We start from the raw sequence: 26,176 nt of genomic DNA, 5'->3' as shown, positions 1-26,176 counted from the left end.
TCGGGCAGTGCCCGGAATAGGGTTTCGATATGAGCGCCGCACCGGAAACTCACGGCGTCCGCCGAGGTGGCGCGGCCGATCCATATGTTGTCGAGCTCGGCAGACTGATGCTGGCCCGTGCCCCGCGAATGGGCAAAGAGATGGCGGAGCTGCTCTGCCGCCAGATTGACGCCTACCGCGACGGAAACGTCGTCGCAAAAGATCAAGTCGTCGAAAGTTGCGTGGCCAATCTGACGTTCATCTTCGACTCGCTCAACCGCGAGGGCGACGCCGATGTCGCGCCCGCCGAGCGCACCGGAACAGAACGCGCGGTTGCCGGTGTTCCGCTGCCGGCCGTGATGACCGCGTACCGAATCGGATTCCGCTTCATGTGGGAGCAGACGCTCGCCACCGCGCGCGCCGCGGCGATACCCACCGACTCCATCCTGGACGCCACGGCACGAGTGTTCCTCGCCCAGGAAATCTTCACCGAGGCGATGAGCAACGCCTATCGTCAGCAGCTGACGGCGCAGATTCTTGAGCGCGAGGAAGAACGGTCGGCACTCGTGGAAGCGCTGCTGTCGCGCCGCATCACCGAACGGCAAAGCCTTTGGGAGGCAGCCGATTTGCTGCGGCTGCCCACTTCGGGACCCTACGCCGTCGTGGCGGCAGAGTTGCCCGCGATCGGCAAACTGGGACTGCCGGCGATCGAGAACAAGCTGTCCGCCCGCGACATCCGATCTGCCTGGCGTCTGCTGCCTGACCTACAGGTCGGCATTGTTCATCTGAGCGGACCGTCGCCGGAATCCCTCGGCACTTTGGTCGAGGTACTCGGCCACGCCGCAACCGCCCGAGTCGGCATCAGTCCGCCGTTTCACGAACTCGCCGAGACCAGCGACGCGCTGCGGTTGGCCCGGATGGCGGTTGCCGGAAAGCCTTCGGACGACACGCTCGTTGCCGTCTTCGACGACACCCCGCTTGCCGTCGCGGCGGTCAGTGCCCCCGAGGTCATGCAACGGATCAAGTCAATGGTGCTGCGCCGGCTCGACGAATTGCCCGACGAGGAACGCGCCGTGCTGCTCAGCACGTTCCGCGCCTGGGTGGAGGTCGGTGGTTCCGCCAACGACACCGCCGCCAAGATCTATTGCCACCCCAACACGGTGCGGCATCGGCTGCACCGTGTCGAGGAGTTGACCGGCCGATCCCTGTCTCGGCCCCGAGACATCGCCGAACTGTGTCTGGCTCTGGAGGTCGAAGCGCGACTGCCCTAGGCGGCCTTGGTCCGGCTGCGAACCTGGAACGCGCTGATCACGTCGACGATGCCGATGGCGATCAGCCAGCAGCCGGCGACCAGGGTCAGCACAGCGATCGAGTGCAGCGGCGAGACGATCAGTACGGCACCACCGACCACGATGACCAACCCCGACAGCGCCTGCCAGCCACGGCCCGGCATGTGGTCCAAAGACAACGCCGCGGCTAGCAGCGTCATCCCCCGGAACAGCCAGCTGATGCCGATCCAGATTGCCAAAAGCGTCACTGCCTCGAATTCTTCGCGGAAGCAAAAGAATCCCAGAATCAGCGACACGATGCCGGTGATGAACGTCAACACTCTCATCGCGGCGCCGGCGTGTGAACCGAAGGCGGCAAACACGTAGCCGACTCCGGAAACCACCAGGTAGATGCCGAACAGGACACCTGCCACAAATAGCGTCTGCCCTGGCCAGGCCAGGACAATGACACCCAGCGCAACCGCCAGGATGCCGGTGAGGAGCAGAACTTGCCAGGCGCTGCGGGCAAGTGCTTGCAAAGGACCTTCGAAAACGGTGTCGTCGCGAATAGCCATCTCAATATCATTAGCCACATTCGATGAAAAGAAAATGTCCGCGGCGACACAATTGCGCATCGCACACGGGTATAGCGAACAATGATGGACCGCACCGGCTGAGGTACGGTGCGCCGCCCACGCGGTAACGGCGACTCGGCGCCAACGATTTGTCGCCCGCAGACAACGGCTTCGCGCAAGTTGGTCGCCGCGCGACATCGCCGGCGCACGGCGGCGCCAATAGGTTTCACAACGAACCCAGCGCCGCACCCCTCAGCAGCCAGCCGATCACGACCGGCTCGAATCGTTCAGTACCACAACCCATTCCAGCTCGTTCGCGAAGCGGAGAAATCAGGTGACCCCATGTTGCTGCCCGTCCTCATCCTCCTGTTGGTCTTGTCTCCCGTGCTCCTGCCCGCAATCATCACCGCCGTCCACGCGCTGACGCCCCAGCCGCAAATCAGCACCCGGGACCGCGTCGCGGCCGACGTCGGGCGCCGCGCTACCTCCGCGCGTCTGGGTGCCTGAGCTGCGCCAACCCGCTCATCTCGGCTGCAAAACGGCGATGCCGTACCAATGGCAGACCAGTAACGCGAGTTCAACGTCGAGTCGATCGTCACTGATCTCGCGGCCGCGCCGGGTGACGGCACGGCCGACGCGATACTTCACCGTGTTGAAGTGCAGGTTGAGCACCTCGGCCGCCGTCTTGTAACTGCAGCCCGAGCCCAGAAAGACGCGCAACGTCTCGCGCAGCCGCGCGTCGTTCTCGTCGTCTCCCGCCAGGTCCCCAAGCACATCGAGCACCCATGCACGGGTGTCCGCAACGTCACCGCTGAGCAGCGCCGCGATGGACAAACCCGGGTCAGTGGCCGCAATCACCGTCGGCTCCCGCTTGCCGACCATCGCAACGCGGCGGGCGTTTTGCGCTTCTCGGTGTGATCGACGGAAGCCCTCGATGCCGTGCGACAGTGTCCCGATCGCCACACTCGGGAAATCCGGTCGCGTCAGCGCGAATTGGCGAACCTTCGCCGCGGCGTCGGGCAGCATCGCACGGTAGGGCAGCCAACCCCATCCGCAGGTTTGATCGGCGGCGACGAACAGCGAGCCTGCGGCCGCGCCGGCGGCTTCGCCCAGTTCGCGCAGAAACCGTTGCAACCCAGCGAGTTCGCGGCCTTCCGTGCTCGTGTCCGGGTACCACAGCACGAGGCCGAGGTGGTGCCAGCGCAGCGGATAGCGGATCGACGTGGAGGTCGCATCCACGTCGATGGCCTTGGTCGCGGCGAGGATTTCCCGCACCCGCAGGACGCGGAGGCTGTTCTGGTTCTCCAGCCAACGTTCACGTTCGTCTTCATAGCAAGCGACGACCTGTTGCGAAATCCAGTCGATGTACTCGAACAGCGTGGCGCTGATCGCCTCAATGACCGCGTACCTCATCTGTTCGGAGATATCGAGCGCGCGCACTTCCGTGAAGACCAACTCATTCATCAGCCGCTGACCGAGCCGATACGCGCGAACGAGCGCGTTGACGGGCACGCCGTGTTGTGCCAATCGCCGGGCGTACTCCAGAGCTGCGGTGGGCGCCTCGACCCGCTCGACGGCGATGTCGTAGCGCAATGCACGCAGAATCGCGTCCACATTTCCCTCGACGCTGGCCCCGAGAAGCTCGGTTAACCGCTCATCGCCGGGCAATTCCGGAATCTGACCTACCAGGGAGCGGTGCATCACCGCGGCCAGTTCGGCCAGCCGACGGTGCAATCGGTCGGCGGTCTCGGCGACGTGCCGGCTGACCTCAACGTCGATGCCGATCTGCGCTTTCGCCATCCCTTTGACGGTAGACCTCGGGTTGTCTTCCGGCGACAATTCCCGTTCGCAAATTCGTCGGCCGCCAACTGCGTGGCGAACCGCCCGATTTCCTACGTTGTGGCCACACCGAAACCCGCCAGCAAAGGAGCAACTCCGATGGGGTTCACGAAGCCGTATCTCCCCGACGTTGAACCGGATACCTTCCTGGCGAAGCCGTTGATGGAACGAATGCGGATCCTCGTCACCGATTGGGCCGAACACGGCTTCGGCTCACCCAAGATGATCCACACCATCTATGTCGTGAAGCTGGTCGCGTTCTTCGCTATTGGCGGTATCACCGTCGCGACGGCGACGTCAGGTCTGCCCGCCTTCTGGCATGTCACCGAATGGTGGAATCAGCCCATCGTCTATCAAAAGGTCATTCTGTGGACGGTGCTCCTCGAAGCCATTGGCGTGGCGGGTTCGTGGGGTCCGTTGGCCGGCAAGGTCAAGCCGATGACCGGAGGCATCCTGTTCTGGGCCCGGCCGGGAACGATCCGGCTGCGTCCCTGGAAGTGGGTGCCGTTCACCGGCGGCGACCGGCGCAACCGGGTCGACGTCGTGGTCTATCTGGCGCTGCTGGCAAGCCTGGCCGTGCCGCTGCTGTCGCCGGGCGTACACAGCGATTCGCTCTCAAAGGCATTGCCGGACAACACATCCGGTTTGGTAAGCCCGGCCCTATTGCTCGCGCCGATCGCGCTACTGGTGCTGATCGGCCTGCGGGACAAGACCATTTTCCTGGCCGCCCGCGGCGAGCAGTACTTGCCGGCCCTGGTCATCTTTGCGGCGCTGCCGTTCGTCAACATGATCATCGCGCTGAAAATGGTCATCGTGGTGGTCTGGATCGGCGCCGGCTTCTCGAAGTTCGGTAAGCACTTCTCCAACGTCATCCCGCCGATGGTGAGCAACACGATATTCGCGCCTAAATGGGCGAAGCGGGCCCACTATCGCGAATTCCCCCGCGACATGCGGCCGTCGCGACTGGCCGACTTCATGGCACACGTCAATGGCACCAGCGTCGAAATCCTGGCTCCGCTGGTGCTGTTGTTCTCCACCAACAAGTGGCTGACGCTCGCCGCGGTGCTGTTGATGGTGGGCTTTCACCTGTTCATCATTTCCACCTTCCCGCTGGCGGTGCCGCTGGAGTGGAACGTGGTTTTCGCCTATACGACGATCTTCCTGTTCCTCGGCTTCCCCAACGGCAACCACTACGCCCCGTGGAACATGACGCCGGGTTGGCTAGCGTTCATCGTCGCCGGCGCGCTGCTGTTCTACCCGGTGCTGGGCAATCTGCGGCCGGACAAGGTGTCGTTCTTGCCGTCGATGCGCCAGTACGCGGGCAACTGGGCCTCGGCGCTGTGGACGTTCGCGCCGGGTGCGGAGCAGAAGCTGAACAATGTCACCCGCTCGGCATCCAATCAGTTCGACCAATTCGTCGCGGCCGGTTACGAGCCGCGGTGGGCGGAGATCACCTTGCAGAAGACCACGGCGTGGCGAAGCATGCACAGCCAAGGGCGCGGCTTGTTCTCGCTGCTGATCACCCACCTGCCCGACATCGACACCCGCACGGTGCGAGAAGGTGAGTTTGTGTGCAATTCGCTGATCGGGTTCAACTTCGGCGACGGTCACCTGCACAATGAAGACTTGATCGCAGCCGTGCAGACCGAAGCGGCATTCGAGCCGGGCGAGTGCGTCATCGCCTGGGTCGAGTCGGAAGCCTTCGGTAGCGGCGTCCAGCGGTATCAGTTGATTGACGCGGCGCTCGGCGTGATCGAACGCGGGACCTGGAAGGTGGCCGATGCGGTGTCCGAACAGCCCTGGCTCCCCAACGGCCCCATCCCGACTGATGTGACCTGGGCGCTTCGCGACGGCAAGCACGGAGTGCTGGCATGAGTACCGCGGTAGTGGTGGGCAGTGGGCCCAACGGGCTCGCCGCCGCCATCCGCCTGGCCGCCCAGGGCGTGCAGGTCACGGTGCTGGAAGCTGCCGACGAGGTGGGCGGCGGCACCCGCAGCAGCGAGGCCATCATTCCTGGCCTGCTGCACGACCATTGTTCGGCTATTCACCCGATGGCCGTCGGCTCGCAGTTCCTGAGCGGCTTCAACCTGCAGCGGTACGGATTGTCGTGGCGCTGGCCGGAGGTAGATTGCGTCCATCCGCTCGACGACGGCAGCGCCGGTGTGCTGTACCGCTCGGTGGAGCAGACGGCGGCGGGTTTGGGACGTGACGGGACGCGCTGGCGCCTCGCGTTCGGTTACCCCGCCTCGCGATTCGACGAGTTGAGCGACGACATCATGGGGCCGCTGTTGCGGATCCCGCATCATCCGTTGCTGCTGGCGCGGTTCGGTGCGCCCACGGTGCTTCCCGCGTCGACGTTCGCGCGGGTTTTCCGCACCGAGCAAGCCCGGGCCTTGTTCGGTGGCGTTGCGGCCCATGCCTTCCGGCCGCTGCACTACCCGATGACGTCGGCCATCGGGATGGGCATCATCACGGCGGGGCACCGGCACGGCTGGGCGGTCGCAGCGGGCGGATCCCAGTCGATCGCCGACGCGATGATCGCGCTGCTGAGCGACTTGGGCGCCAAGGTCGAAACCGGTGTCCGGGTGCAGAAGACGTCGCAGCTGCCGCCGGCCGACGTCACGTTGTTCGACCTCGCCCCCAGCGCGGTCGCCGACATTCTGGGCGACCGTCTCCCCCGCCGAATTTCGGCCGCCTTCACCAGGTTCCGGCGCGGCCCCGGCGCTTTCAAGGTCGACTTCGCCGTCGAGGGCGGCGTGCCCTGGACCAACCCGGACGCACACCGGGCCGGCACGGTGCATCTGGCCGGCACCTACGCGGAGCTGGCCGCGGCGGAGCGCGACATCCACGCCGGGCGGATGCCCGAGCGGCCGTTCGTGCTGATAGGTCAGCAATATCTGGCCGATCCGCAACGGTCAGTGGGCAATACGCATCCGGTGTGGAGCTATGCGCACGTCCCCGACGGCTACACCGGTGACGCCACCGAGGCGATCATCGCCCAGATCGAGCGATTCGCACCCGGCTTCTCCGAGCGCATCGTCGGGCACACCGTTCGCACCACGACACAGATGGCCACCTACAACGCCAATTACGCCGGCGGCGACATCATGACCGGCTCGAAGGACATTCGCCAGCTCACCTTCGGCCCACGAATCACGCTGTCGCCCTACACCATTGGTATTCCTGGCATGTACATCTGCTCGGCGGCGACCCCACCGGGGCCCGGCGCGCACGGCATGTGTGGCGCCAACGCGGCGAAACTCGCCCTGGACTACCTGACCGGACGGGGCTAAAAGGTCACCACGACCTTGTCGGCCGCGCCGGGCGTGCTGGCGAGGTCGAGCGCCTCACCGACGCTGCCGAACGGGATGGTGTGGCTGACGATCGCCGCGTACTTCTCCCAGTTTGCGACGATGTCCTTGGTCACCTCGAAGATCTCATCGGGGTATCCCATGGATCCGACAATGGTGATCTCGTTGCTCATGATGTTGACGAACTCGACGGGCACCGGCTCCTTGTGGACGCCAACGATTCCCAGCGTCGCACCCTTTTTGGCGGCGGACAGAGCGGTATCGATCACCGCGGACGCCCCCGCGGCGTCGAGGTAGATATCGGTGCCTGCGCGCCCGGTTAACCCAGGAATTCCAGACTCGCCCGCGCCGTGCAAGTCGATCAGGCGCTGCACGACGCGCTCCTCGGCGGAGTTGATCACGGCGTCGGCGCCGATCTGCAACGCCTTCTTCAGCCGGGCCGGGATCAGGTCCACGACCACCACATGGCTTACGCCAAGGGATTTGAAGGCCAGCGTGGCACCCAGCCCGACCGGCCCGGCACCGAACACGACGACCTTGTCGGTCGGCTTGGGTTTGCATTGGTTGGCGCCGTGCCGGGCGACGGCCATCGGCTCATTGAGCGCGGCCACCTCCCACGGGATGTGACTCGGAATGACCTCGAGACTTTTTCCGCGGACCGCGTTTTCGATGAGCAGGAAATCCGCGAGCGCGCCGGCCGATCCTCCGTTGCCAATGATGTTGTCCGGTGCGGCCATTGGATTGATCACAACGTGATCGCCGACAACGATTCCGGACACCCGATCGCCGACCTCGACGACTTCGCCCGCCGGCTCGTGTCCGAGCGGCGTCTGCCCCTGGCGCGGCGGGATACCCCCGATCGTGATGTAAAACGCGTCGGAACCGCAGATGCCGCAGGCTCGCATCCGGACCAGCACGTCGTTCGGGCCGGGCTGCGGACGGTCGGCCTCGAGCACCTCTGCTTTTCCCGGCCCGGTAACCACGGAGATTTTCATGGTGTTGCCTCGAGTTCGATGTCGAAGGTGTCCAGGTAATCGGCGAAGACCGGCTTGAGCTGTTCGACGGTCAGGCCGAATTGGTCGAGGCTGTAGTTATTGAGCCCGTACTGATCCTGCGGGTGTGCGGTGAGCCAATTGTTCATCCGCTCTTCGACTTCCGCGGTCAGCGGATCACCGGCCCACTCGTAAAGGCGTCGCATCACGTCCATTGGGTCGCGCATCATCTCGTGGTAGTACATGTCGAAGAAGCGCTCATCGCCGATGCGCTCGCGCGCCCGCAACGGCCGGTTGACGTGATAGCGCATCTGCCACATTGCGTTACGCCCCATGGCCTCCAGATCGACAGCCTCGGGATGATGCGTCATCCCTTTGGGCAACTTCCATAGGTTGGCCAACGACCCGGTGGCCTGGTACGGGTCGCGATGCGCCCACACCAGCCGGGCGTCCGGAAAGACCTTCAAGAGCACCTCGATGTGCACCGAGTGCGACGGCATCTTCAGGCTCCAGGCGCCGGGCGCGGTGGACTGCAGCACCTGCAGATACCGCTTCTGGTATTCGTAGGTGCTCGTCATATCGGTCTCGTCGAACAACCATTCGGCGTAGCGCGTGCTCGACAGGAACGAGTCCCAGGACAGGCCCTTGAAGTCCTGGTTGTGAATGAACATGTCCTCGGTCGGACCGTCGGCATCTTCCCAGTGCGGCAGCGGCACTTTCGCCTGCGCCACCATCTCCAGGATCTTGCGCTGCTCCTCCAGCAGGGCCAGGCACCGTTGATCGGTGCGCAAACCTTCGGTCGGCGCCGGTGGTATCGGGTCCACGCACTGCCAGTGCAACAGCGAGCGGCGGCCCGGGTCCTGGTCCAGCAGGTAACTGATCACGGTGGTGCCCGTGCGTGGCATACCGAGCACGATCAACGGCCGCTCGATCGGCGCGTCGAGCACCTCCGGATGCTGCTGGATGTAGGCGTGGACCTGCAGCCGCCGGCCCAGGGCCTCGGTCGAGTCCTTCAAGATGCGTTCGCGCCCGTACGGGGTGAACGCCGGCGAGTTGTTGAGGTCGTCGAGAATCAGCTGCAATCCGTCTCGCCAAGAGTCGGAATCGATTTCGGTGAGGCCGGTGCGCTGTGACGCCAGCTTGAAGACGTCGTCGGGGGTGGCGACGTTGTCATGATATTTGTGATCGCTCATGTTCTAGACCGTCAGGTATCCGCCGTCGACGGCGATCGTACTGCCGGTGATGTACGAGGCGGCATCGGTACACAGGAACAGCGCCGCACCGGCGCAGTCCTGGGGGGTTCCGGGTCTGCCCAACGGCGTGTGGAAGCCGATCTCCACGTCCATCACTTCGGGAATTCCCATGGCAGGCTGCGTCATTCGGGTGTCGATCAGGCCGGGCGCGATGGCGTTGACACGGATACCGTCGTTCGCCCAGCGACGCGACAGATTCATCGTCAACGCGAGCAGACCCATCTTCGCGGAGGCATAGCCTGGCACGAAGACCGCCGAACGGAAGGCGGACATCGAGACCACGCTGACGACGCTGGCACCGCCGGCCGCTTTACTTGCCTTCAGGCGCTCGTGGCAGCGCATCGTTAACCGCATGGGGCCCAGCATGTTCTGTGTCACCGACGCGACATAGCCGTCCGGATCGTACTCGTCGCCGGCCGGATACGGGCCGCCGGCGTTGTTGATCAGGACGTCGAGTTCACCCAGCGAGTCCGCCAGCGCGTCGACGGCGTCGGGATCCTGGATCTGGCATTGGCGGTAGCTGAATGCGCTGAGGTCGATCTCGGGATAGTCCGCGGTGGACCCGCGGGTGCCGGTCACCGTGACGGCGGCGCCCGCCTTGGCGAACTCGGCGGCGATCGCATTGCCGATGCCGCTGGTCCCGCCGGTCACCAGCACATTGGTGCCGGTGAAGTCGAACCTGATCGAGTTCATGAGTCGGTCCTCAATTCGTTGATGGATTTGGTGAGCCAAGCCTTTTCCCAGAAGTTTTCGGTACCGGCGAGCAGCGCCTCGTGGGCGTCGGCCGCGACCGCGCGCGCCGCCGGGTGTGCGGGTTGGGCGCTGAGTATGAGGTCGGTCAGGTGTATCGCCTGCAGCGGCCGCCCATTGTCGACGTGAGTGCGGGCCGCCTCCACCAACGCATCGGTGCCAGCGGCGTTAACCACATCGGCCGCAATGGAATCCGGTGCCACGCCGTAGAGCTCGGTGGTGGAGCGATGCCGGAACCACCCGGTGTACATCTCCCAGATGGCGCGTACGTTCCAGGCGGTCTTGCCGTAGCCCTCGCCGATGTCGAGGTGCCCGGGCACCGCGACCTCGCGCATCGCCGTGTGAATATCGGCCCCGGCATTCATCAGTTCGGCGGTGCGATCGTGCACCGCCTGCATTCCGTCGCGCATCGCGGTGACTTCCTCGGTGATGCGATCGGCGCCGTCGATCGGGTCGAAGTGGCCGGTGATCAGTCGCCGCGGCCCATACTCCAGCACGGTGTTCAGCGACTCGATGTAGAGGATCGGGTCGCGGTATCGGTCGCCGCGAATTGTCATCAGATTCGGCACGTGGCCGAACAGCGGTCCAAACAGGTTGCCGGTGAACAGGATTCGATCTTCGGCCAGCCATACCACCAGCGCATCCGTGGTCTCTCCACCCGGTGTCCAGGTCAGCTCGAAAGCCCTTCCGCCGAGCCTGAATCCATGGCGGCGATCGAACGTCGTGGTGGGCTCGGGGAAGGAGAAGTCGATCGTCGTCGGGTCGATGGTCTTGAAGTGCTCGAGCACGGCGTCGGAGAACTTCTGGAAGGCGAACGACGTCTTGGGCGTGCGATAGCCCATCAGCAACGTGTTGTCGTCACGCCAATACCGGTAGTTGCGGTGCATGATCACTTGGGTTTTGGAGGTGCCGTCGTCGCGCAGCGTGTGCACCCCGCCCCAATGGTCGGCGTGACCCTGGGTGACGACGATGGCCCGCGTCGGGCCGGGCACGTCCGCAAACGCCTTGCGGTGCAACGGGCCCTCGAAGACCAGGCCGGCGTTGACGATGACCCGTCCGTCGTCGGTTGCGATCGCGTAGGAGTTGGAGACGCCGGGCGACATCCAGATGTCGCTGCCGAGCCGCGTCGCGGGGGTGTCGGTCGCCGCCGCGAGATCGGCGGCCCCGGGCCGCTCCCGGTGAATTCCGGCCATGACTTGCGATCCTCTACAGTTCTAGAGGTAAAGTCAATACTCATGGGATTGCGCGGCATGGCCGAACGAGTTGCGGTTGTGGTCGGCGGCGCCACCGGCATCGGTGCCGCGACGGCCGCCCGGCTCGGGGCGGAAGGCTGCCGCGTCGTCGTCGGCGACGTCGTGGCCGACGCCGCGGCGCAGACCGCGGCCCGCATCTGCGCCGCCGGCGGCACGGCAACCCACATCGGGTTCGATCTCGCCGATCCTGCGTCGGTGTCCAATCTGATCGATTCGGCCGCAACGACTTACGGCGGAGTGGACCTGCTGTTCAACGTCGGCGCGGACATGAGCACGATCCGCGATGACACCGATGTCGTCGACATCGACTTCGACGTCTGGGATCGGGTGATGACCGTCAACCTGCGCGGCTATGTGGCCGCGATGAAATATGCCATCCCCCGCATGCTCGCCAGCGGGGGCGGCGCGATCGTCAACATGTCCTCGGCGGCGGCGTTCCAGGGCGAGCCCGCCCGACCCGCCTACGCCACCGCGAAGGCCGGCATCGGCGCCCTGACCCGCCACGTCGCCTCCAGATGGGGCAAGGACGGCATCCGCTGCAACGCGGTGGCGCCGGGGTTCACCGCGACCGAGGCCATCCGCTCGGTTCCGCAATGGCCGGACCTGCAGGCCGCAGCGCTGAAGCGCATTCGCGGAACCCGCGTCGGCGATCCGGAGGACATCGCCGCACTGGTCGCCTTCCTGTTGTCCGAAGAAGGCGAATGGATCAACGGTCAGGTCGTCAACATCGACGGCGGCACCGTCCTTCGGTGACCTATGGCAGCCAGCACCCGGGCACGGCAACGCAACGGCGACGAGCGCCGTCGCGAACTGTGTGACGCCGCGATCCGGGTGCTGGCCGAACAGGGATCGCGCGGGCTGACGCACGGGCAGGTCGATCGCTGCGCGGGAGTGCCGGAGGGCACCACGTCGTATTACTACCGAACCCGCGCCGCCCTGTTGCGAGGCGTCGGCAAACGGGTCGCCGAGATCGACGTCGCCAACCTGCAGTCGGTGATCGACGAGCCGCTCGACCCGCTCTCGCCGTTCGCGCACCTGGCGGAGTTGACCGTGATGCAGGCCGACGGGCCCGGGCTGATGCTGAACCGGGCGCGGCATGAATTGCTGATGGGAGCGGTGCGCGATCCCGGCCTCGCCGAAACGTCCCAGGCGTTCGTCGCCCGGATGAACGCGATGACTCGCGAGGCGATCGCCCACCTGCAGCCGGGCACCGATGATCCCGAACTGCTCGACGCGCAGACGACGGCGGTCACCACGTTCATCGCGGGCGTGTTCACCCGGCTCGCCGGCGGCGACCGCACGATCAGTAAGGCCGAGCAACTCGCCCGGCTGTTGGAGGCCGTTGCCACCGCGGTCTCGCTGCAGCGGGCCTAGGCATCGCGCGAAAACCCGTATGCAGCCGCCTGGCAAGGCTTAACGTTAGCGCCGACGTTCCACGAAGGATTGGATGAACATGAAGCGACTGTTTGCCGCCGGTGTGCTGGCTTTTGCGGGGTTGATGACGGCCGGACTGGGCGTCAGCAACGCCGACACGATCCAGACCGAGGGCAACTACCCGACGCGGCAGGCCTGTCAGGACGCCGGCCCGGGCGTGAAGGCGACGACTCCGGGCAACTGGAACAACTTCTGGTGCGTGCCGGACCGCAACGTCAACGGCAACTGGAAGCTGGTGCTCAGCAACTAGTAGCGGTAGAAGCCCTCGCCGGTCTTGATACCGAGCTTGCCGGCGTCGATGTAGGACTGCAGCAGATCGCGCACGCTCTTCGGCAGGTGCGGAAGCTCGGCGGCATAGTGGTTTTCGATGTCTAGCACGACGTCGAGGCCGACCAGGTCCATCATCTGAAACGGGCCGACCGACACGCCCAGGGCGAGCTTGAACATGCCGTCGATATCCTCCGGGCGGGCCACGCCCTCGGCGACCACGGCGAGAGACTCGCGCTTGATGGCCGCCCAGATGCGATTGAAGATGAAACCCGTGCTCTCCTTACGCACTTCGAAGGGATGCATGCCGAATTCGGGTAGCACGGTCAGCAACGTGTCGAGCAGACCGCGGTCGGTCTGGCCGTTCGACATCACCTCGATCGCGTTGATGTCCGGTGGCATGTAGAAGTGCATGTTGCACAAACGTGTTTTGTCACTGATGTTTTCGGCCATCAGCCGCGACGGGTAGGACGATGAGTTGGTCCCGAAGATGGTGCCCGCCGGCGCCGCCCCGTCGATCTCGCCCCACAACGGGATCTTGATGTCGAGCTTCTCCGGCACCGACTCGACGGCCAGCCACGCGTCGTCCAATGCCTCGTCGAGCGATCCGGTGGCGGTCACGACGCCCGCTTCGCCTAATCTCCTGTCGGCCAATACCTTCGGTAGGACCTGGGCCACGTACTGGGTAGCCTCGTCTCGTTGTTCCTTGCGCCGCGCGTAGATTCGCACTGTTCCGCCGCGAGTGGCGAACATCAAGGCGATGCGGCGGCCCAAAGTACCCGCGCCGATCACCGCGACGGGGCGATGTTGGATGTCTTCGAAGGAGTAGGTGTACGAACCAGTCACCAATGTATGTTAAGTCCGCGGCTGCGCGCCGGGATTCGTCGCCGAGCGACAAAGATCGGCGGAAACTTGTGTTTCAGTGGCAGTGCAATCCCTTGCGGCCGTGTGGCGGGTCGCCCTGCGCTGTCCGGATGATGTGTCGTTTTGCCTGCCTCCGAGCGACAATCGCCGTGTGTGCGCACTGGTGAATTCTCTTGCGCCACTGTGGTTTCTGGAGTCACACCGCGCCGTTTTTTGTCGGTGGGTGGGTTTAGTTTCAGGGTATGAGTGCAGCGGTGGTGATCGATGGGGACGTCGTCACGGCGGCCTTCGACGCGCTCGACACCGCCCTGGACGGCGTCCTGGGCCTGGATACCGAGATGCTGTGCACCCGCGAGCGGCTGGTGCTGCTGAGCCGCTACGAGAAGATACGACGGCGCCTATCGGCCGGCGAGCATCGGCTGATCAACCAACTCCAGCAGGAAGCCACCCCGGCGGAGTTGGGCGGCAAACTCCCGCACGCGATCGCGGACTGGACGTTGATCAGCCGCGCCGAAGCCGGCAGGCGGGTGCGCCAGGCGGCCGATCTCGGTGAGCGCCGCGCCCTGACCGGTGAACCCTTAAAACCGGTGCTGGCCGCCACCGCCAAAGCCCAGCGCGCCGGGCAGCTCGGGGTCGAGCATGTGGCGGTGATCCGCCGCTTCTACCACCAGCTGCCCGGGTGGGTCGATGTCGAGACCCGCACCCGCGCCGAAGCCGACCTGACCCGGCTGGCCACCCACTACCGGCCTGACCAGTTGACCGGGTTCGCCGAGCACCTCACCGACCTGCTCAACCCCGACGGCAACTTTTCCGACGACGACCGCGCCCGGCGGCGCGGACTGACCCTGGGCCACCAACAAGCCGACGGCATGTCGGCGCTGCACGGCTGGCTGACACCGGAAGCCCGCGCCACCCTGGAAGCGGTGCTGGCCAAACTGGCCGCCCCCGGCATGTGCAACCCCGACGACCACACCCCCTGTGTCGACGGCACCCCCACCCAGGACGCCATCGAGCACGACCCCCGCTCGCCCGGGCAACGCAATCACGACGGCCTCAACGCCGCCCTGCGCGCCGTCCTGGCCTCCGGCGAGCTGGGCCAGCACAATGGCTTGCCGGCCGCGATCATCGTGTCCACCACCCTGGCCGAGTTGGACGCCGCGGCCGGCCACGGGATCACCGGCGGGGGCACCCGGCTACCGATCTCCGACGTGATCCGCCTGGCCCGCCACGCCCACCACTACCTCGCCATCTTCGACAAAGGCAAAGCTGTCGCGCTCTACCACACCAAACGGCTGGCCTCACCCGGACAACGCATCGTGTTGTACGCCAAGGACCGCGGCTGTTCAGCGCCCGGATGCAACCTGCCCGGCTTCTACTGCGAAGTTCACCATGTCACCGACTATGCCCAGTGCCACACCACCGACGTCGACGACCTCACTTTCGCTTGCGGCCCCCACCACCGAATGCTGCGACCGACAGGCTGGACGACCAGAAAACGCGCGAACGGCGATACCGAATGGATCCCGCCCCCGCACCTTGATCGCGGCCAACCCCGCACCAACACCTACCACCACCCCGAGAAGCTGCTTCTCGAAGGGGATGACTCGCTATAGCAGGGTGATCTGTTCGGCCTCCGGCTCGGCGGGCTCGAGCAGCTGGGGTCCGTTGTTACGAATGCTGTTGACCAGTCTCGACACCTCGCGCAGTTCGATGCCCCGCACATCCGGGGCGTGGGTCAGCAGCTCGGGGTCCAGTGGGGCGTCGGGATTCAACCAGGCATCCCAGTCGCGCTCAGCCAGGATCAAGGGCATCCGATCGTGCACCGCGGCCAGCTCACCGACGGCGTCGGTGGTGATGATCGTGCAGCTCAGCAGCGGGTCCGCCGCCTTGTCTGGTTTCCAGACCGACCACAGGCCGGCCATGAAAAGCGGCTCACCGTCGTCGCGGTGCATGAAGAACGGCGTCTTGGCGGTCTTCTTGCCCGCGGCGTTGTCCGGGTTGGGTCGCCATTCGTACCAGCCGTCCATCGGCACCAGGCAACGCTTGCTCTTGGCCGAACCGCGGAAGGCCGGCGACGTGGCCACCTTGTCGGCCCGGGCATTGATCAGCAGCGGACCCTTGGAATCGGGCCCACCGTCGGGACCGGCCTTGACCCACGGCGGAACCAGTCCCCAGCGCATCAGCCGCACCCGGCGAGTCGGCTCGTCGTCCGGCTCGCTGTGGCGGGAGACCACCGTCGCGACCGTGGTCGTGGGGGCCACGTTGTAGTTGGGCTCCGACGCGCGCTCCGAGGTACCGGTAGCTTCGTCGATCGCCTTGATCTTCTCGGCCAGCAGGGCCGGATCCGTCGTGACCGCAAACCGTCCACACATGACTTCCATGGTGCCCCGTACCCACGACACCCGCGGACACGGCAGGATGAAGCCGTGAGCACCGACGCCTGGACGGCCCCTGTCGCGCCGACGCCGGTGCACGCGACCGTGACGGTACCGGGCTCGAAATCGCAGACCAACCGGGCGCTGGTGCTCGCGGGACTAGCGAGCGCACAAGGGCAGAGCGCTTCGACCATCAGCGGCGCGCTGCGCAGCCGCGATACCGACCTGATGATCGGCGCACTCGCCACGCTGGGGCTGCGCGTGGACGGGGACGGTTCCGAGCTGAGGGTCAGCGGCCGGCTCGACCCCGGCCCCGGCGCCCGCGTCGACTGCGGTCTGGCCGGCACCGTGTTGCGCTTCGTGCCGCCGCTGGCGGCGCTGGCGAACGCCGCGGTGGAATTCGACGGCGACGAACAAGCCCGGATCCGTCCGATCGCGCCGCTGCTGGATGCGTTGCGCGACCTGGGCGTCCCGATCGAGGGAACCGGACTGCCGTTCCGGGTGCTGGGCAGCGGATCGGTCGCCGGCGGCACCGTCGCAATCGACGCGTCGGCGTCGTCACAGTTCGTCTCCGGCCTGTTGCTGTGCGGTGCGTCGTTCAGCAACGGCCTGACAGTGCAGCACATCGGTGCGTCGCTCCCCTCGGCGCCGCACATCGCGATGACCACCGTCATGCTGCGGCAAGGCGGGGTCGACGTCGACGACGCGGTTCCCAACCGCTGGCACGTGCGCCCCGGCACCGTCGCGGCCCGGCACTGGGAAGTCGAGCCGGACCTCACCAACGCCGTTCCGTTCCTGTCGGCAGCGGTGGTCACCGGCGGCACCGTGCGCATCACCGGCTGGCCGTCGACCAGCGTGCAACCCGCCGACGACATTCTCGACGTGCTGGGAAAGCTGAATGCGGTTGTCACCCAGTCTGATTCATATCTCGAAGTGCAAGGCTCGCCGGACGGCTACCAAGGCTTTGATGTCGACCTGCGCGCGGTCGGTGAGCTGACGCCGTCGGTCGCGGCGCTGGCGGCGTTGGCAACCCCTGGGTCGGTGTCACGGCTTTCCGGTGTCGCCCATTTACGGGGCCACGAGACCGACCGCCTCGCCGCGCTGAGCGCAGAGATCAACCGGCTGGGGGGCAACTGCCAGGAGACCGCCGATGGCCTGGTGATCACCTCGACGCCACTGCATTCCGGCATCTGGCGGGTGTACGCCGATCACCGGATGGCGATGGCCGGCGCGATCGTCGGGCTGCGAGTACCTGGAGTCCAGATCGACGACATCGGCGCCACCACCAAGACATTGCCGGAATTCGCCCAGCTGTGGGCGCGGATGCTGGCCGACGGGGAGTCCAGCGTTTGAGGCCGGGCGACTACGACGAGTCCGATGTCAAGGTCCGATCCGGCCGGGGTTCACGACCCCGGACCAAAACCCGTCCCGAGCACGCCGATGCCGAGGCCGCGATGGTGGTCAGCGTCGACCGCGGCCGCTGGGGATGCGTGCTGGGTGGGCGGCCCGATCGCCGGGTCACCGCCATGCGGGCCCGCGAGCTGGGCCGCACCCCGATCGTGGTCGGCGACGACGTCGACGTGGTGGGCGACCTGTCGGGTCGGCCGGACACGCTGGCTCGCATCGTGCGTCGCGGTCCGCGGCGAACGGTGTTGCGGCGCACCGCCGATGACACCGATCCCACCGAGCGGGTCGTGGTCGCCAACGCCGATCAACTGCTGATCGTGGTGGCGCTGGCCGATCCGCCGCCGCGCACGGGGCTGGTCGACCGCGCGTTGATCGCCGCTTATGCCGGTGGTTTGACGCCGATCCTGTGCCTCACCAAGACCGACCTCGCCCCGCCCGAGCCGTTCGCAAAACAGTTCGCGGATCTGGACTTAACGGTGGTCGCCGCGGGCCGCGACGATCCGCTGCTGGCGGTGGTGGACCTGCTCGCCGATAAGATCACAGTGCTGCTGGGGCATTCCGGAGTGGGCAAGTCCACATTGGTGAACCGCATTGTGCCAGAAGCTGATCGGGCGGTGGGCGAGGTCACGGATATCGGCCGCGGCCGGCATACCTCAACGCAGTCGGTCGCGCTCCCCCTGGATCCGACGCGGGCGGGTTCGGGGTGGGTGATCGATACCCCGGGCATTCGCTCATTCGGACTGGCGCACATCCAACCCGACGATGTGTTGTTGGCCTTCTCCGATCTGGCTGAGACCGTGCAGGATTGCCCACGAGGATGCGGCCACATGGGACCCCCGGCGGACCCGGAATGCGCGCTGGACACGCTATCTGGTCCCGCGGTTCGCCGAGTCGAGGCGGCCCGCCGGTTGCTCGCAGCGCTCAAGGAGACTTAGCCAGCCGCATGCCGAGCTCGTCGGGCGGCACCAGATGGCCCTCAGCGCATCGAATTTCGACGCCGGCTTCGGCGCCACAGCCTAGATGCGTGAGCCGCAGGCGGTGGCGGCCCGGCAGGTGGTGTCGTCCCCACTCGAACAGTGCCCAGACCACCGGCATGAAATCGATGCCGGCCTCGGTCAGCACGTATTCCTCGCGACTGCGCTGGCCCGGCTCCTGATAAGGCTGACGCGCCAATAGCCCCAGCTCCACCAGCTCGGACAGGCGTGCCGAGGTGGCCGCCTTGGTAATACCGACGCGGTGGGCGAAATCATCGAACCGAGTGGTGCCGTAGTACGCCTCGCGCATGATCAGCATCGCGGACTTGGTGCCGACCACCGCCATCGTCTTTTCGATCGCGCACTGACCGACCGCCGACCACTTCTCCCGATCCGCCAGGGCGCCCTGCAGAAATGTCATGTAGATCACCTCCCGTCTGGGTTGATTTTAGTATACCTAGGCGTTTTGCTGGGTATATCAAGCCATACTCAGGACTCGAGGAGGAGTCATGACCGCATTCTCGACCGGTTCTCAGGGCCGCGACGCCGTCATCGTCGGCGCGGTGCGCACCCCGATCGGCAAGGGCAAGGCCAGCGGCGCACTGCACGACGTGCTGCCCGTCGACCTGTTGGCGCACAGCCTGCGCGAACTGGTGGCCCGCACCGGTGTGGATCCGGCGCAGGTTGACGACGTCATCGCCGGGGCCGTCACGCAGGTTGGCGATCAGGCGGTCAACATAGCGCGCAACGCGCTGCTGGGCGCGGGCTTCCCCGAGTCGGTTCCCGGAGTCACGATCGACCGGCAGTGCGGCAGCAGCCAGCAGGCCATCAGCTTCGCCGCCCAGGGCGTTATCGCGGGCGCCTACGACCTGGTGATCGCGGCGGGCGTGGAGTCCATGAGCCGCGTGCCGATGGGCACCCAGGTATTGCCCGGCAGCGACCCGTTCGGCGAGGGTATGGCAGCGCGCTATCCCGAAGGACTGGTGCCACAGGGCATTAGCGCCGAGCTGATCGCCGCGAAATGGGGCTTCTCGCGCACCCAGCTCGACGAGTTCTCTGCCGGCAGCCACGACAAGGCCGCCCGCGCCACCAAGGACGGGCTGTTCGAGAACGAGCTGATCCCGATCGCCGGGCTGCACACCGACGAGATCATTCGTCCCGCCACCACGGTGGAGACGCTGGCGACGCTGAAGCCCGCGTTCTACAGCGAGAAGATGGAACAGCGCTTCCCGCAGATCAATTGGGAGATCACGCCGGGTAACTCCTCACCGCTCTCGGACGGCAGCGCCGCGGTGCTGATCACCACCAGCGAGGTCGCCAAGAAGCTGGGCCTGCGGCCGCTGGCACGCATCCACACCACCACCGTGGTGGGCGACGACCCGCTCTACATGCTGACCGGCGTCATCCCGGCGACCGAAAAAGTGCTCCAGCGGTCCGGCCTGACGCTGGCCGACATCGACCTGTTCGAGGTCAACGAGGCCTTCGCGCCCGTGGTGCTGGCCTGGGCTCACGACACCGGTGCCGACCTGGCCAGGACCAACGTCAATGGCGGCGCCATTGCGATCGGACACCCGTTGGGCGCCAGCGGTGCCCGCATCATGACCACGATGGTCAACGCGCTCGAACAGCGCGGCGGAAGGTATGGGCTGCAGACGATGTGCGAGGGCGGCGGCATGGCCAACGCCACCATCATCGAACGGCTGGGGTAGACCGCGGCGATGCCGGCGGGTCCGCAATTGGAAATGGGCGAAAGATTACCTCATTTTGGCGACGGCGCGGCGAATCTTTGTTCGACCCGCCGACAGTTACGGTGTCGCGGTGCAACATCGCTGCAGAGGCCGGCCGCAGCCACCGGCTTCCCGGCGTGATCTGCTGAAATACGCTGCGGCCGCGCCGGTTATCGTCGGCTTGGGAATGGCTGCGGACGTTCTCGTTGGCGCACCGCGTGCACCCGCAGACCCCAACTTATCGGCATTGGCGATGGCACCGGGCCAGCCGGTCAACATCATCAGCCGCGCCGGGTGGGGCGCCAACGAGTCGATTCGGCGTGGAAGACCGCGTTGTGGCAACGGAATTAGGGCTGGGATCGTCCACCACTCTGCGACCGGCAACGGCTACGCGCCGGCAGACTCGGCGGCCATCGTGCGCTCGATCTACGAGTGCCACACGTTGACACAAGGCTGGGGCGACATCGGCTACAACGCACTGGTCGATAAGTACGGCCAGGTTTTCGAGGGCAGGTTCGGCGGCATCACCGAACCGGTCGAAGGCGTCCACACCGGCGGATTCAACACCAACACCTGGGCGGTGTGCATGATCGGCGATTTCAGCCAGGCGCCCCCTACGCCCGAGCAATTGCGGGCGGCCGGTCAGCTGCTGGGATGGCGGCTCGCGATGGACACGGTGAACCCCAACGGCACCGTCGTGCTGACCTCCGCCGGCGGCACCAACACGCGCTTCCCGCAGGGTGCCACCCCCACCCTGCCGAGTATCTTCGCCCATCGCGACGTCGGCGACACCGCCTGTCCTGGCAACGCCGGGTACGCATTCATGGACCGGATCCGCGACATCGCCGCCCGGTACAAGCACGCGCCCGGGGCGCAGGATTTCCGGGAGTCGCTGCACGGCGGAGCGATCTACGACCGCTGGCAGGCGATGGGCGGCATGACAAGTAAGCTCGGCGCACCCACGTCACCCGAAGCGTCCAGTGGCGATTTGATCCGCTACGTCGTCTTCGCCAATGGCGCGATCTATTGGTCACCGGCCACCGGCGCGCAGCCGCTCACTGGCAGGATCTACGAGGCCTGGGCCACGCTGCGCTACGAGCGCGGCCAGTTGGGCCTGCCGACCAGCACCGAGATTCAGGAACCGGAGTGGATCGTGCAAAACTTCCAGCACGGCACCCTCAACTTCGACCGGCAAACCTCAACCGTCGTGACCGTGATAGACGGGGTACCAACCGTGGTACCACCGCCGCCCGCGGACGGACCGCCCGTGCAGCTTGAACGGTTCTCGGCAGCACGCAATCCCGTCGTCTAGTGGGCTGCTAGTCCCGGCGGCGCGGAGATCGCCTCTATTTGCTGTTGGCCTGTTTCAGGTGCGCTATCTCGTTGCCCCACACCGAATCCGCGCCCGCGTCGCCGATTCGGTAGATCTGAACCATCGCCGCGACACCAACGGCCAGCGCGACAACCGCGACGGTAGCGCTGACGCCGACGTGACGCGAGCCGGATCGGCGTTCGGCCAACCCGAGCACCAAAAGCACTACGGCAACGATCAATAGCGCAACGGCAAAATAGATCATGGTGTCGCCCAATTCGGCGTGTTTGCGCAGAATCGGGCTGGGATCACGCCGCAGGTCGTACAGCCACCCACCGGCGTCGGCCGTGACCGGTGTCAGCACCGCTGTCACGACGGCGAGTACGGCGGTCAACCAGACTAGATGTCCCCGCCGGCCCGCAGGCCACAGGGCGCACACGATCTCCAACAGAGCCGTCAGCGGCGCAAGCACCACGAGGAAATGCACCAGCAGTACATGGGCGGGCAAGCCCTGAATGACCGTCATGAAGGTCCTTTGCGAAGGTGAAATACCTCGGGCGCCAACGTCATGGCTTGTCCGGCGGCTGGCTAGAACGGACGCCCAAGTGAGGTCGGGCGAGCGTGATCATAACGTCGTTCACCGCGGCAAAGGCAAAGCTAATTGTGGGCACCTCGACAAAGTTTGATGAGGCTGCGCTTGCTGGCGCGACAGGGTGAAAATGCGCTTGGCTAGGAGACATGGGTGCCGATCAGCCACTTCAGAACGACGAACAAACGCATGCGGCGGAACCGCATGCCGGCCACAGTTCAGGCCGACTGAACAGCCTTCGGGCAGCCGTGTTAGGCGCCAACGACGGCATCGTCTCGGTGGCCAGTCTGCTGGTCGGTGTGGCCGGGGCGACCACACAGCGCGGTCCGATCTTCACCGCCGGACTCGCGGCGTTGGTCGGCGGGGCGGCTTCGATGGCCCTGGGTGAATTCGTCTCGGTCTCGAGCCAACGGGACAGCGAGAAGGCGCAACTAGCAACCGAGCGACATGAGCTACGGCACATACCCGAGGCCGAATTGGCCGAGCTCACCGCCATCTACCAGGACCGAGGCCTGTCAGCTGAAACCGCAGCGCAAGTAGCCAAAGAGCTAACCGCGCACGATGCCCTGACCGCCCATGCGCACGCCGAGCTCAACATCAATCCCCAGGAGCTAGCCAACCCCTGGCAGGCCGCCGCGGCGTCGGCAGCGTCGTTCATCGTCGGAGCGCTGCTACCGTTGATATCAATCCTATTGCCGCCCACAGCCATTCGAGTGCCGGTGACATTTGTCGCCGTGCTCGCGGCCTTGGCGCTCACCGGTGCGCTCAGCGCCCGGATCGGCGGTGGCAGCGTATGGCGCGCAGTGTCGCGCGTCGTGCTCGGAGGGGCGGCGGGCCTGGCGTTCACCTACGGCGTCGGTCATCTCTTCGGCACCGCCGTCCAGTAGTACCGCCACCTCAGCGACACAGAGTCGATCGCCGGCGACGTGATTCACGTTACCCAGCGGCTGAGCTGCGCGCGTCCACCGCCTCGATTCGGACCGGCACGCCCGTCAGCCACGCCATTCCGGACAGGTACTCGACGTCCTCAGGCTCACTTGACGTTAACTGGTTGACGTTCTCGCCACGCGCCCGATTGGCCAATTTCCAGGTCCCGGTTCCCTTGTGGCCCCAGCCGTGCGGCACCGCGATCACCCCGGCGACAAGGTCCTTGGTGGTGCAGATCGGGAGGGTGATCGCACCGTATGGGGACGAGATCCGAACCAGGTCGTCGTCGGCGATTGCCAGCCTCTCGGCGTCGTCGACGTGGACGAGGGCGCGGTGCGTCCGGTCGCCGCGCATCAGTAACGGCGAGTTGTGCATCCAGGAGTTCTCCGAACGCGGCTCGCGCATACCGATCATCTTCAGGGGGTAACCGTCGGGCTGGCGCCGGTTCGCGAGTTTCTCGACTTCGTCGGCGATGCCGGTATGCGCCAGCTTGATGCGCCGCGACAGGTAGGCGATGGCGTTGGGTAATACGCCGGTCCGAACATGTTGTGCTACAACGACTCCGTGCGGATACTGCTGCACAAGCCGCCTCAGCGTCAGCCCGCCACGACGTAGGCCGAACCGGTCACCGCCCTGCGACATCCGGATGAGGGCATCCATCATTATTCGCGGCGAAAGCGCGATTCCGAATACTCCCAATACTTTTCGAACAATCCCGAGAATCGCAAAGGCCGGCACGGAGCGCGCCAGGCGCCGGGTGAGGTCGTCGACAATGTCCCATTCCGGCCGCGCTTCTCCCGCCGGCACAACGACAGCCTCGGTGGCCTGACGAAACGGCGTGGCTTGGAACGCTTGGAAGGTGTACGGAAAGTCATCGCGTTCGTACATCGTCGTGGTCGGCAGGATGTAGTCGCAGTGGGCGGTGGTCTCGGTGACGTAGAAGTCGAGTGCCACGGATAACTCCAGCGCTTCGAACGCGGCTTCGAGTTCGTTGCCATTGGGCACCGATAGAACCGGGTTGCCGGCCGATACGAACAGGGCCTTGAGCTGACGATCGCCCGGGGTGGTGATTTCCTTCGCCATCAGCGCGGCTGGTTCGGAGCCAATGGCATTGGCCATCCCGCCGATGCGGGATCGGTTGCGGCGGTAGGAACGTCGCAGCGCAAAGCCCATCATCGTGTTCTGCCACCGCTGCCCCAGGGTCTCCATCGAACTGAATACGGAGCCGCCCGGCGTGTCGAGGTTCCCCGCGACGAGATTGACCGCGTCGATGAGGTAGGTGGTGAGGGTTCCGGATCGCCCGATACAGGTGCCCAGCCGGCCGTAGATCGCCGCGCGTTGCGTGCGAACCAGGTCGTGCGCGAGCCCCCGTACGGCGCGAGGGTCGATGCCCGTATGGACAGCCGTGGCCTCCGGGGTGAACGGCTCGGATAGCTTGCGCAGCCAATCGATTCCGTCGGCTTGCCGGCTCACGGCGGCGTGGTCGACAAGGTTGTTGGCGAATATCACTTGCAACAGCGACAGCAAGAGGAACGCGTCGGTATCCGGGACGATGCCCAGCCATTCGAACGCTGCGGCGGTCTCGGTACGGCGCGGGTCGACGACCACAATGCGTCCGCCACGCTTGACGATATCGTGCATGCGGTCCTTGATCCGGGGCGCGGTCAGAAAACTGCCGTGTGACACAACGGGATTGGCGCCCATCAGCACCAGCAGCTCGGTGCGGGTCAGATCGGGAATGGGCACCGAAGTCGGTGCACCATAAAGCAACTGGCTCGCGATCAACCTGCTGTTTGTGTCCTGAGACGACGACGTGAAATAGTGGCCGCGACGGCCGAGTCCCTTGATGAACATCAGCGCGGCAAATACGTGTGCATAGCTGAAGGCGCCCGGGTTGCCCATGTACCAGCCGACCGCGCCGGATCCGTGAGTGCGAAGGAGTGCCGTCAACCGCGAGGCGATGTCGGTCAGCGCCGCGTCCCAAGTCGTCGGTTCGAAGCCGTCCTGAGTGCGGCGCAGTGGCGTGGTGACGCGGTCGGGATCGTTGTGCACCTCGGCGAACGCGATGCCTTTCTGACAGGCGAACCCGGACGAAAGTGGGTGATCCTTGTCGGGACGAAGCGCCACCAGGCGGCCATCCTCAACCGTCGCGATCATGCCGCACAGCGGCTCGCAGATACGACAAAAGGTCGGCTTCTGCTCGGTCACCGGGGCCACCGTCACACCATACTGTAAGAATTACAGTTCGGCTCACGAATCATCCGCGGATTCGATCAAGACCAGATCGGGTATCGCAAAGCAATGTACGTGCACCGGCGAGTTCTGGACCAGCATCGTTTCGATGCCGTGTCAGCGTCGCTGGCACTCGAAGCGTCCAACACGGCCTTGATGTTGCTGGACCGCGACCTGCGTATCCGCGGCGTCAATGCGACCTATGAAGTCCTCTCCTTGCGACCGCGCGGCGAACTGCTGGGCGAGCTCGTGTCTGACGTGTTTCCGGACAACCCTGACGACGCGCAGGCCCGCGGCACGGAGCAGCTTGCCGTGTCCGTGGAATCAGCGATGCGACGGCGGGCAACCGACAGCATGCCAATCGTGCGGTACGACATCACCGACCCACAGGAGCCGGACGTCTTTCTGCCGAAGGTGTGGACATGCCAGAACGTCGCGGTCGACGATGGCAACGAGCAATTCGGGGTGCTGCACCAGGTAGCCGAAATCACCTCACTCGACGAAGCCTTGTCCGCGCTATCGCGGGACGTCGCGGGCGGTGAGTCACTCGTCGCGGCCGAGCACATGCACGTGCTCGCGGCGCTGGCCACCAAGGCCCGCGAGGACCAGAGCCGGGCGCGGGCCATGACAGGCGAGATCGAGCAGCTGCAGCGGGCAGTCGAAACCCGCGACATCATCGGCCAGGCCAAGGGCATGCTGATGGAGCGGTTCAATGTCGACGCGGCAGCGGCGTTCGACCTATTGGCGAGGCTGTCGCAAGAGGCGAACATCCGACTGGTGGACATCGCTCACAAGCTCGTCGAAATGGACCATCCCACGCAATAGCAATGCCGTTGCCCGGCAACCTC

General features: G+C 65.6%; 25 protein-coding genes. 14 read left to right on the top strand and 11 right to left on the bottom strand.

Annotation, left to right across the window (positions count from 1 at the left end):
• Positions 1–29 precede the first annotated feature (29 nt).
• A complete protein-coding gene (locus MJO58_RS06515) occupies positions 30–1,250 on the top strand; it encodes a PucR family transcriptional regulator (RefSeq protein WP_239722348.1) in 1,221 nt (406 codons plus the stop codon).
• Here the strand turns inward: MJO58_RS06515 and MJO58_RS06510 are convergent.
• Positions 1,247–1,822, bottom strand: a complete 576-nt coding sequence (locus tag MJO58_RS06510) for an HdeD family acid-resistance protein (protein WP_090600774.1) — start codon at positions 1,820–1,822, stop codon at positions 1,247–1,249. The two genes, MJO58_RS06515 and MJO58_RS06510, sit on opposite strands and share 4 nt — an antisense overlap.
• A 342-nt stretch (positions 1,823–2,164) precedes the next feature.
• On the opposite strand from MJO58_RS06510, the gene MJO58_RS06505 reads away from it, so the two are divergent.
• Positions 2,165–2,329, top strand: a complete 165-nt coding sequence (locus tag MJO58_RS06505) for a hypothetical protein (protein ID WP_239722347.1) — start codon at positions 2,165–2,167, stop codon at positions 2,327–2,329.
• 15 nt (positions 2,330–2,344) lie between these two features.
• Here MJO58_RS06505 and MJO58_RS06500 read toward each other — a convergent pair whose 3' ends face one another.
• A complete protein-coding gene (locus MJO58_RS06500) occupies positions 2,345–3,622 on the bottom strand; it encodes a PucR family transcriptional regulator (protein ID WP_239722346.1) in 1,278 nt (425 codons plus the stop codon).
• Positions 3,623–3,760: 138 nt separating this feature from the next.
• On the opposite strand from MJO58_RS06500, the gene MJO58_RS06495 reads away from it, so the two are divergent.
• Both MJO58_RS06495 and MJO58_RS06490 read left to right on the top strand, forming a co-directional pair.
• Positions 3,761–5,536, top strand: a complete 1,776-nt coding sequence (locus MJO58_RS06495) for a DUF3556 domain-containing protein (RefSeq protein WP_239722345.1) — start codon at positions 3,761–3,763, stop codon at positions 5,534–5,536.
• The gene (locus MJO58_RS06490) at positions 5,533–6,954 is read left to right on the top strand and encodes a phytoene desaturase family protein (RefSeq protein WP_239722344.1); all 1,422 of its coding nucleotides are present in this window, start codon (positions 5,533–5,535) and stop codon (positions 6,952–6,954) included. Before MJO58_RS06495 ends, MJO58_RS06490 begins: the two co-directional genes overlap by 4 nt.
• Here MJO58_RS06490 and MJO58_RS06485 read toward each other — a convergent pair.
• From MJO58_RS06485 to MJO58_RS06470, 4 genes are read right to left on the bottom strand one after another with little or no spacing between them, the layout of a single operon-like run.
• The gene (locus tag MJO58_RS06485) at positions 6,951–7,967 is read right to left on the bottom strand and encodes a zinc-dependent alcohol dehydrogenase (RefSeq protein WP_239722343.1); all 1,017 of its coding nucleotides are present in this window, start codon (positions 7,965–7,967) and stop codon (positions 6,951–6,953) included. The genes MJO58_RS06490 and MJO58_RS06485 overlap by 4 nt on opposite strands.
• On the bottom strand, positions 7,964–9,157 hold the full coding sequence (locus tag MJO58_RS06480) for a sulfotransferase family protein (protein WP_239722342.1): 1,194 nt from the start codon (positions 9,155–9,157) through the stop codon (positions 7,964–7,966). Before MJO58_RS06480 ends, MJO58_RS06485 begins: the two co-directional genes overlap by 4 nt.
• 3 nt (positions 9,158–9,160) lie before the next feature.
• Positions 9,161–9,910, bottom strand: coding sequence for an SDR family NAD(P)-dependent oxidoreductase (locus tag MJO58_RS06475; RefSeq protein ID WP_239722341.1), 750 nt, complete (start codon positions 9,908–9,910; stop codon positions 9,161–9,163).
• Positions 9,907–11,160, bottom strand: coding sequence for an alkyl sulfatase dimerization domain-containing protein (locus MJO58_RS06470; RefSeq protein ID WP_239722340.1), 1,254 nt, complete (start codon positions 11,158–11,160; stop codon positions 9,907–9,909). The genes MJO58_RS06475 and MJO58_RS06470 overlap by 4 nt, the downstream gene beginning before the upstream one ends.
• Positions 11,161–11,202: 42 nt before the next feature.
• On the opposite strand from MJO58_RS06470, the gene MJO58_RS06465 reads away from it, so the two are divergent.
• The 3 genes from MJO58_RS06465 to MJO58_RS06455 all read left to right on the top strand — a co-directional run bounded on the left by MJO58_RS06465 (position 11,203) and on the right by MJO58_RS06455 (position 12,904).
• Positions 11,203–11,973: an SDR family NAD(P)-dependent oxidoreductase gene (locus MJO58_RS06465; RefSeq protein ID WP_090600766.1), complete on the top strand. Its 771-nt coding sequence runs from the start codon at positions 11,203–11,205 to the stop codon at positions 11,971–11,973.
• Positions 11,974–11,976: 3 nt separating this feature from the next.
• A complete protein-coding gene (locus tag MJO58_RS06460; protein WP_239722339.1) occupies positions 11,977–12,594 on the top strand; it encodes a TetR/AcrR family transcriptional regulator in 618 nt (205 codons plus the stop codon).
• Between the two features lie 73 nt (positions 12,595–12,667).
• A complete protein-coding gene (locus MJO58_RS06455; protein ID WP_090600764.1) occupies positions 12,668–12,904 on the top strand; it encodes a hypothetical protein in 237 nt (78 codons plus the stop codon).
• Here the strand turns inward: MJO58_RS06455 and MJO58_RS06450 are convergent.
• Positions 12,901–13,767, bottom strand: a complete 867-nt coding sequence (locus MJO58_RS06450; protein ID WP_239722338.1) for a 3-hydroxyacyl-CoA dehydrogenase family protein — start codon at positions 13,765–13,767, stop codon at positions 12,901–12,903. The two genes, MJO58_RS06455 and MJO58_RS06450, sit on opposite strands and share 4 nt — an antisense overlap.
• Positions 13,768–14,027: 260 nt before the next feature.
• Between MJO58_RS06450 and MJO58_RS06445 the strand changes: the two genes are divergently transcribed.
• Positions 14,028–15,398, top strand: a complete 1,371-nt coding sequence (locus tag MJO58_RS06445; protein ID WP_239722337.1) for an HNH endonuclease signature motif containing protein — start codon at positions 14,028–14,030, stop codon at positions 15,396–15,398.
• Here the strand turns inward: MJO58_RS06445 and MJO58_RS06440 are convergent.
• Complete coding sequence (locus tag MJO58_RS06440) at positions 15,393–16,157, bottom strand: SOS response-associated peptidase (protein WP_239722336.1); 765 nt, start codon at positions 16,155–16,157, stop codon at positions 15,393–15,395. The two genes, MJO58_RS06445 and MJO58_RS06440, sit on opposite strands and share 6 nt — an antisense overlap.
• 54 nt (positions 16,158–16,211) lie before the next feature.
• Between MJO58_RS06440 and aroA the strand changes: the two genes are divergently transcribed.
• Positions 16,212–17,513, top strand: a complete 1,302-nt coding sequence (aroA, locus tag MJO58_RS06435) for a 3-phosphoshikimate 1-carboxyvinyltransferase (RefSeq protein ID WP_239722335.1) — start codon at positions 16,212–16,214, stop codon at positions 17,511–17,513.
• On the top strand, positions 17,510–18,502 hold the full coding sequence (gene rsgA, locus MJO58_RS06430) for a ribosome small subunit-dependent GTPase A (RefSeq protein ID WP_239722334.1): 993 nt from the start codon (positions 17,510–17,512) through the stop codon (positions 18,500–18,502). Before aroA ends, rsgA begins: the two co-directional genes overlap by 4 nt.
• Here rsgA and MJO58_RS06425 read toward each other — a convergent pair.
• Positions 18,489–18,962 carry a winged helix-turn-helix transcriptional regulator gene (locus MJO58_RS06425; protein WP_239722333.1) on the bottom strand — a complete coding sequence of 158 codons (474 nt, stop codon included), beginning with the start codon at positions 18,960–18,962 and terminating at the stop codon, positions 18,489–18,491. The two genes, rsgA and MJO58_RS06425, sit on opposite strands and share 14 nt — an antisense overlap.
• An 88-nt stretch (positions 18,963–19,050) precedes the next feature.
• Here MJO58_RS06425 and MJO58_RS06420 point away from each other — a divergent pair, with 88 nt between their 5' ends.
• Positions 19,051–20,250, top strand: a complete 1,200-nt coding sequence (locus MJO58_RS06420; RefSeq protein ID WP_239722332.1) for a thiolase family protein — start codon at positions 19,051–19,053, stop codon at positions 20,248–20,250.
• A gap of 205 nt (positions 20,251–20,455) precedes the next feature.
• On the top strand, positions 20,456–21,580 hold the full coding sequence (locus MJO58_RS06415) for an N-acetylmuramoyl-L-alanine amidase (protein WP_090600760.1): 1,125 nt from the start codon (positions 20,456–20,458) through the stop codon (positions 21,578–21,580).
• 34 nt (positions 21,581–21,614) lie between these two features.
• On the opposite strand, the gene MJO58_RS06410 is transcribed toward MJO58_RS06415, so the two are convergent.
• Positions 21,615–22,106 carry a DUF2231 domain-containing protein gene (locus tag MJO58_RS06410; RefSeq protein WP_239722331.1) on the bottom strand — a complete coding sequence of 164 codons (492 nt, stop codon included), beginning with the start codon at positions 22,104–22,106 and terminating at the stop codon, positions 21,615–21,617.
• Between the two features lie 212 nt (positions 22,107–22,318).
• Here MJO58_RS06410 and MJO58_RS06405 point away from each other — a divergent pair, with 212 nt between their 5' ends.
• Entirely contained in the window at positions 22,319–23,056 is a 738-nt protein-coding gene (locus MJO58_RS06405; protein ID WP_239722330.1) for a VIT1/CCC1 transporter family protein, read from the top strand.
• A gap of 49 nt (positions 23,057–23,105) precedes the next feature.
• On the opposite strand, the gene MJO58_RS06400 is transcribed toward MJO58_RS06405, so the two are convergent.
• Positions 23,106–25,253 carry a molybdopterin-containing oxidoreductase family protein gene (locus tag MJO58_RS06400; RefSeq protein ID WP_434086357.1) on the bottom strand — a complete coding sequence of 716 codons (2,148 nt, stop codon included), beginning with the start codon at positions 25,251–25,253 and terminating at the stop codon, positions 23,106–23,108.
• 144 nt (positions 25,254–25,397) lie between these two features.
• Here MJO58_RS06400 and MJO58_RS06395 point away from each other — a divergent pair, with 144 nt between their 5' ends.
• A complete protein-coding gene (locus MJO58_RS06395) occupies positions 25,398–26,153 on the top strand; it encodes an ANTAR domain-containing protein (RefSeq protein WP_239722328.1) in 756 nt (251 codons plus the stop codon).
• Positions 26,154–26,176 lie beyond the last annotated feature (23 nt).

Source organism: Mycobacterium lentiflavum (assembly GCF_022374895.2).
Taxonomy (GTDB): domain Bacteria; phylum Actinomycetota; class Actinomycetes; order Mycobacteriales; family Mycobacteriaceae; genus Mycobacterium; species Mycobacterium lentiflavum.
Note: the sequence above shows the minus strand (reverse complement) of the source record. Positions and strands in the feature narration are given on the sequence as shown.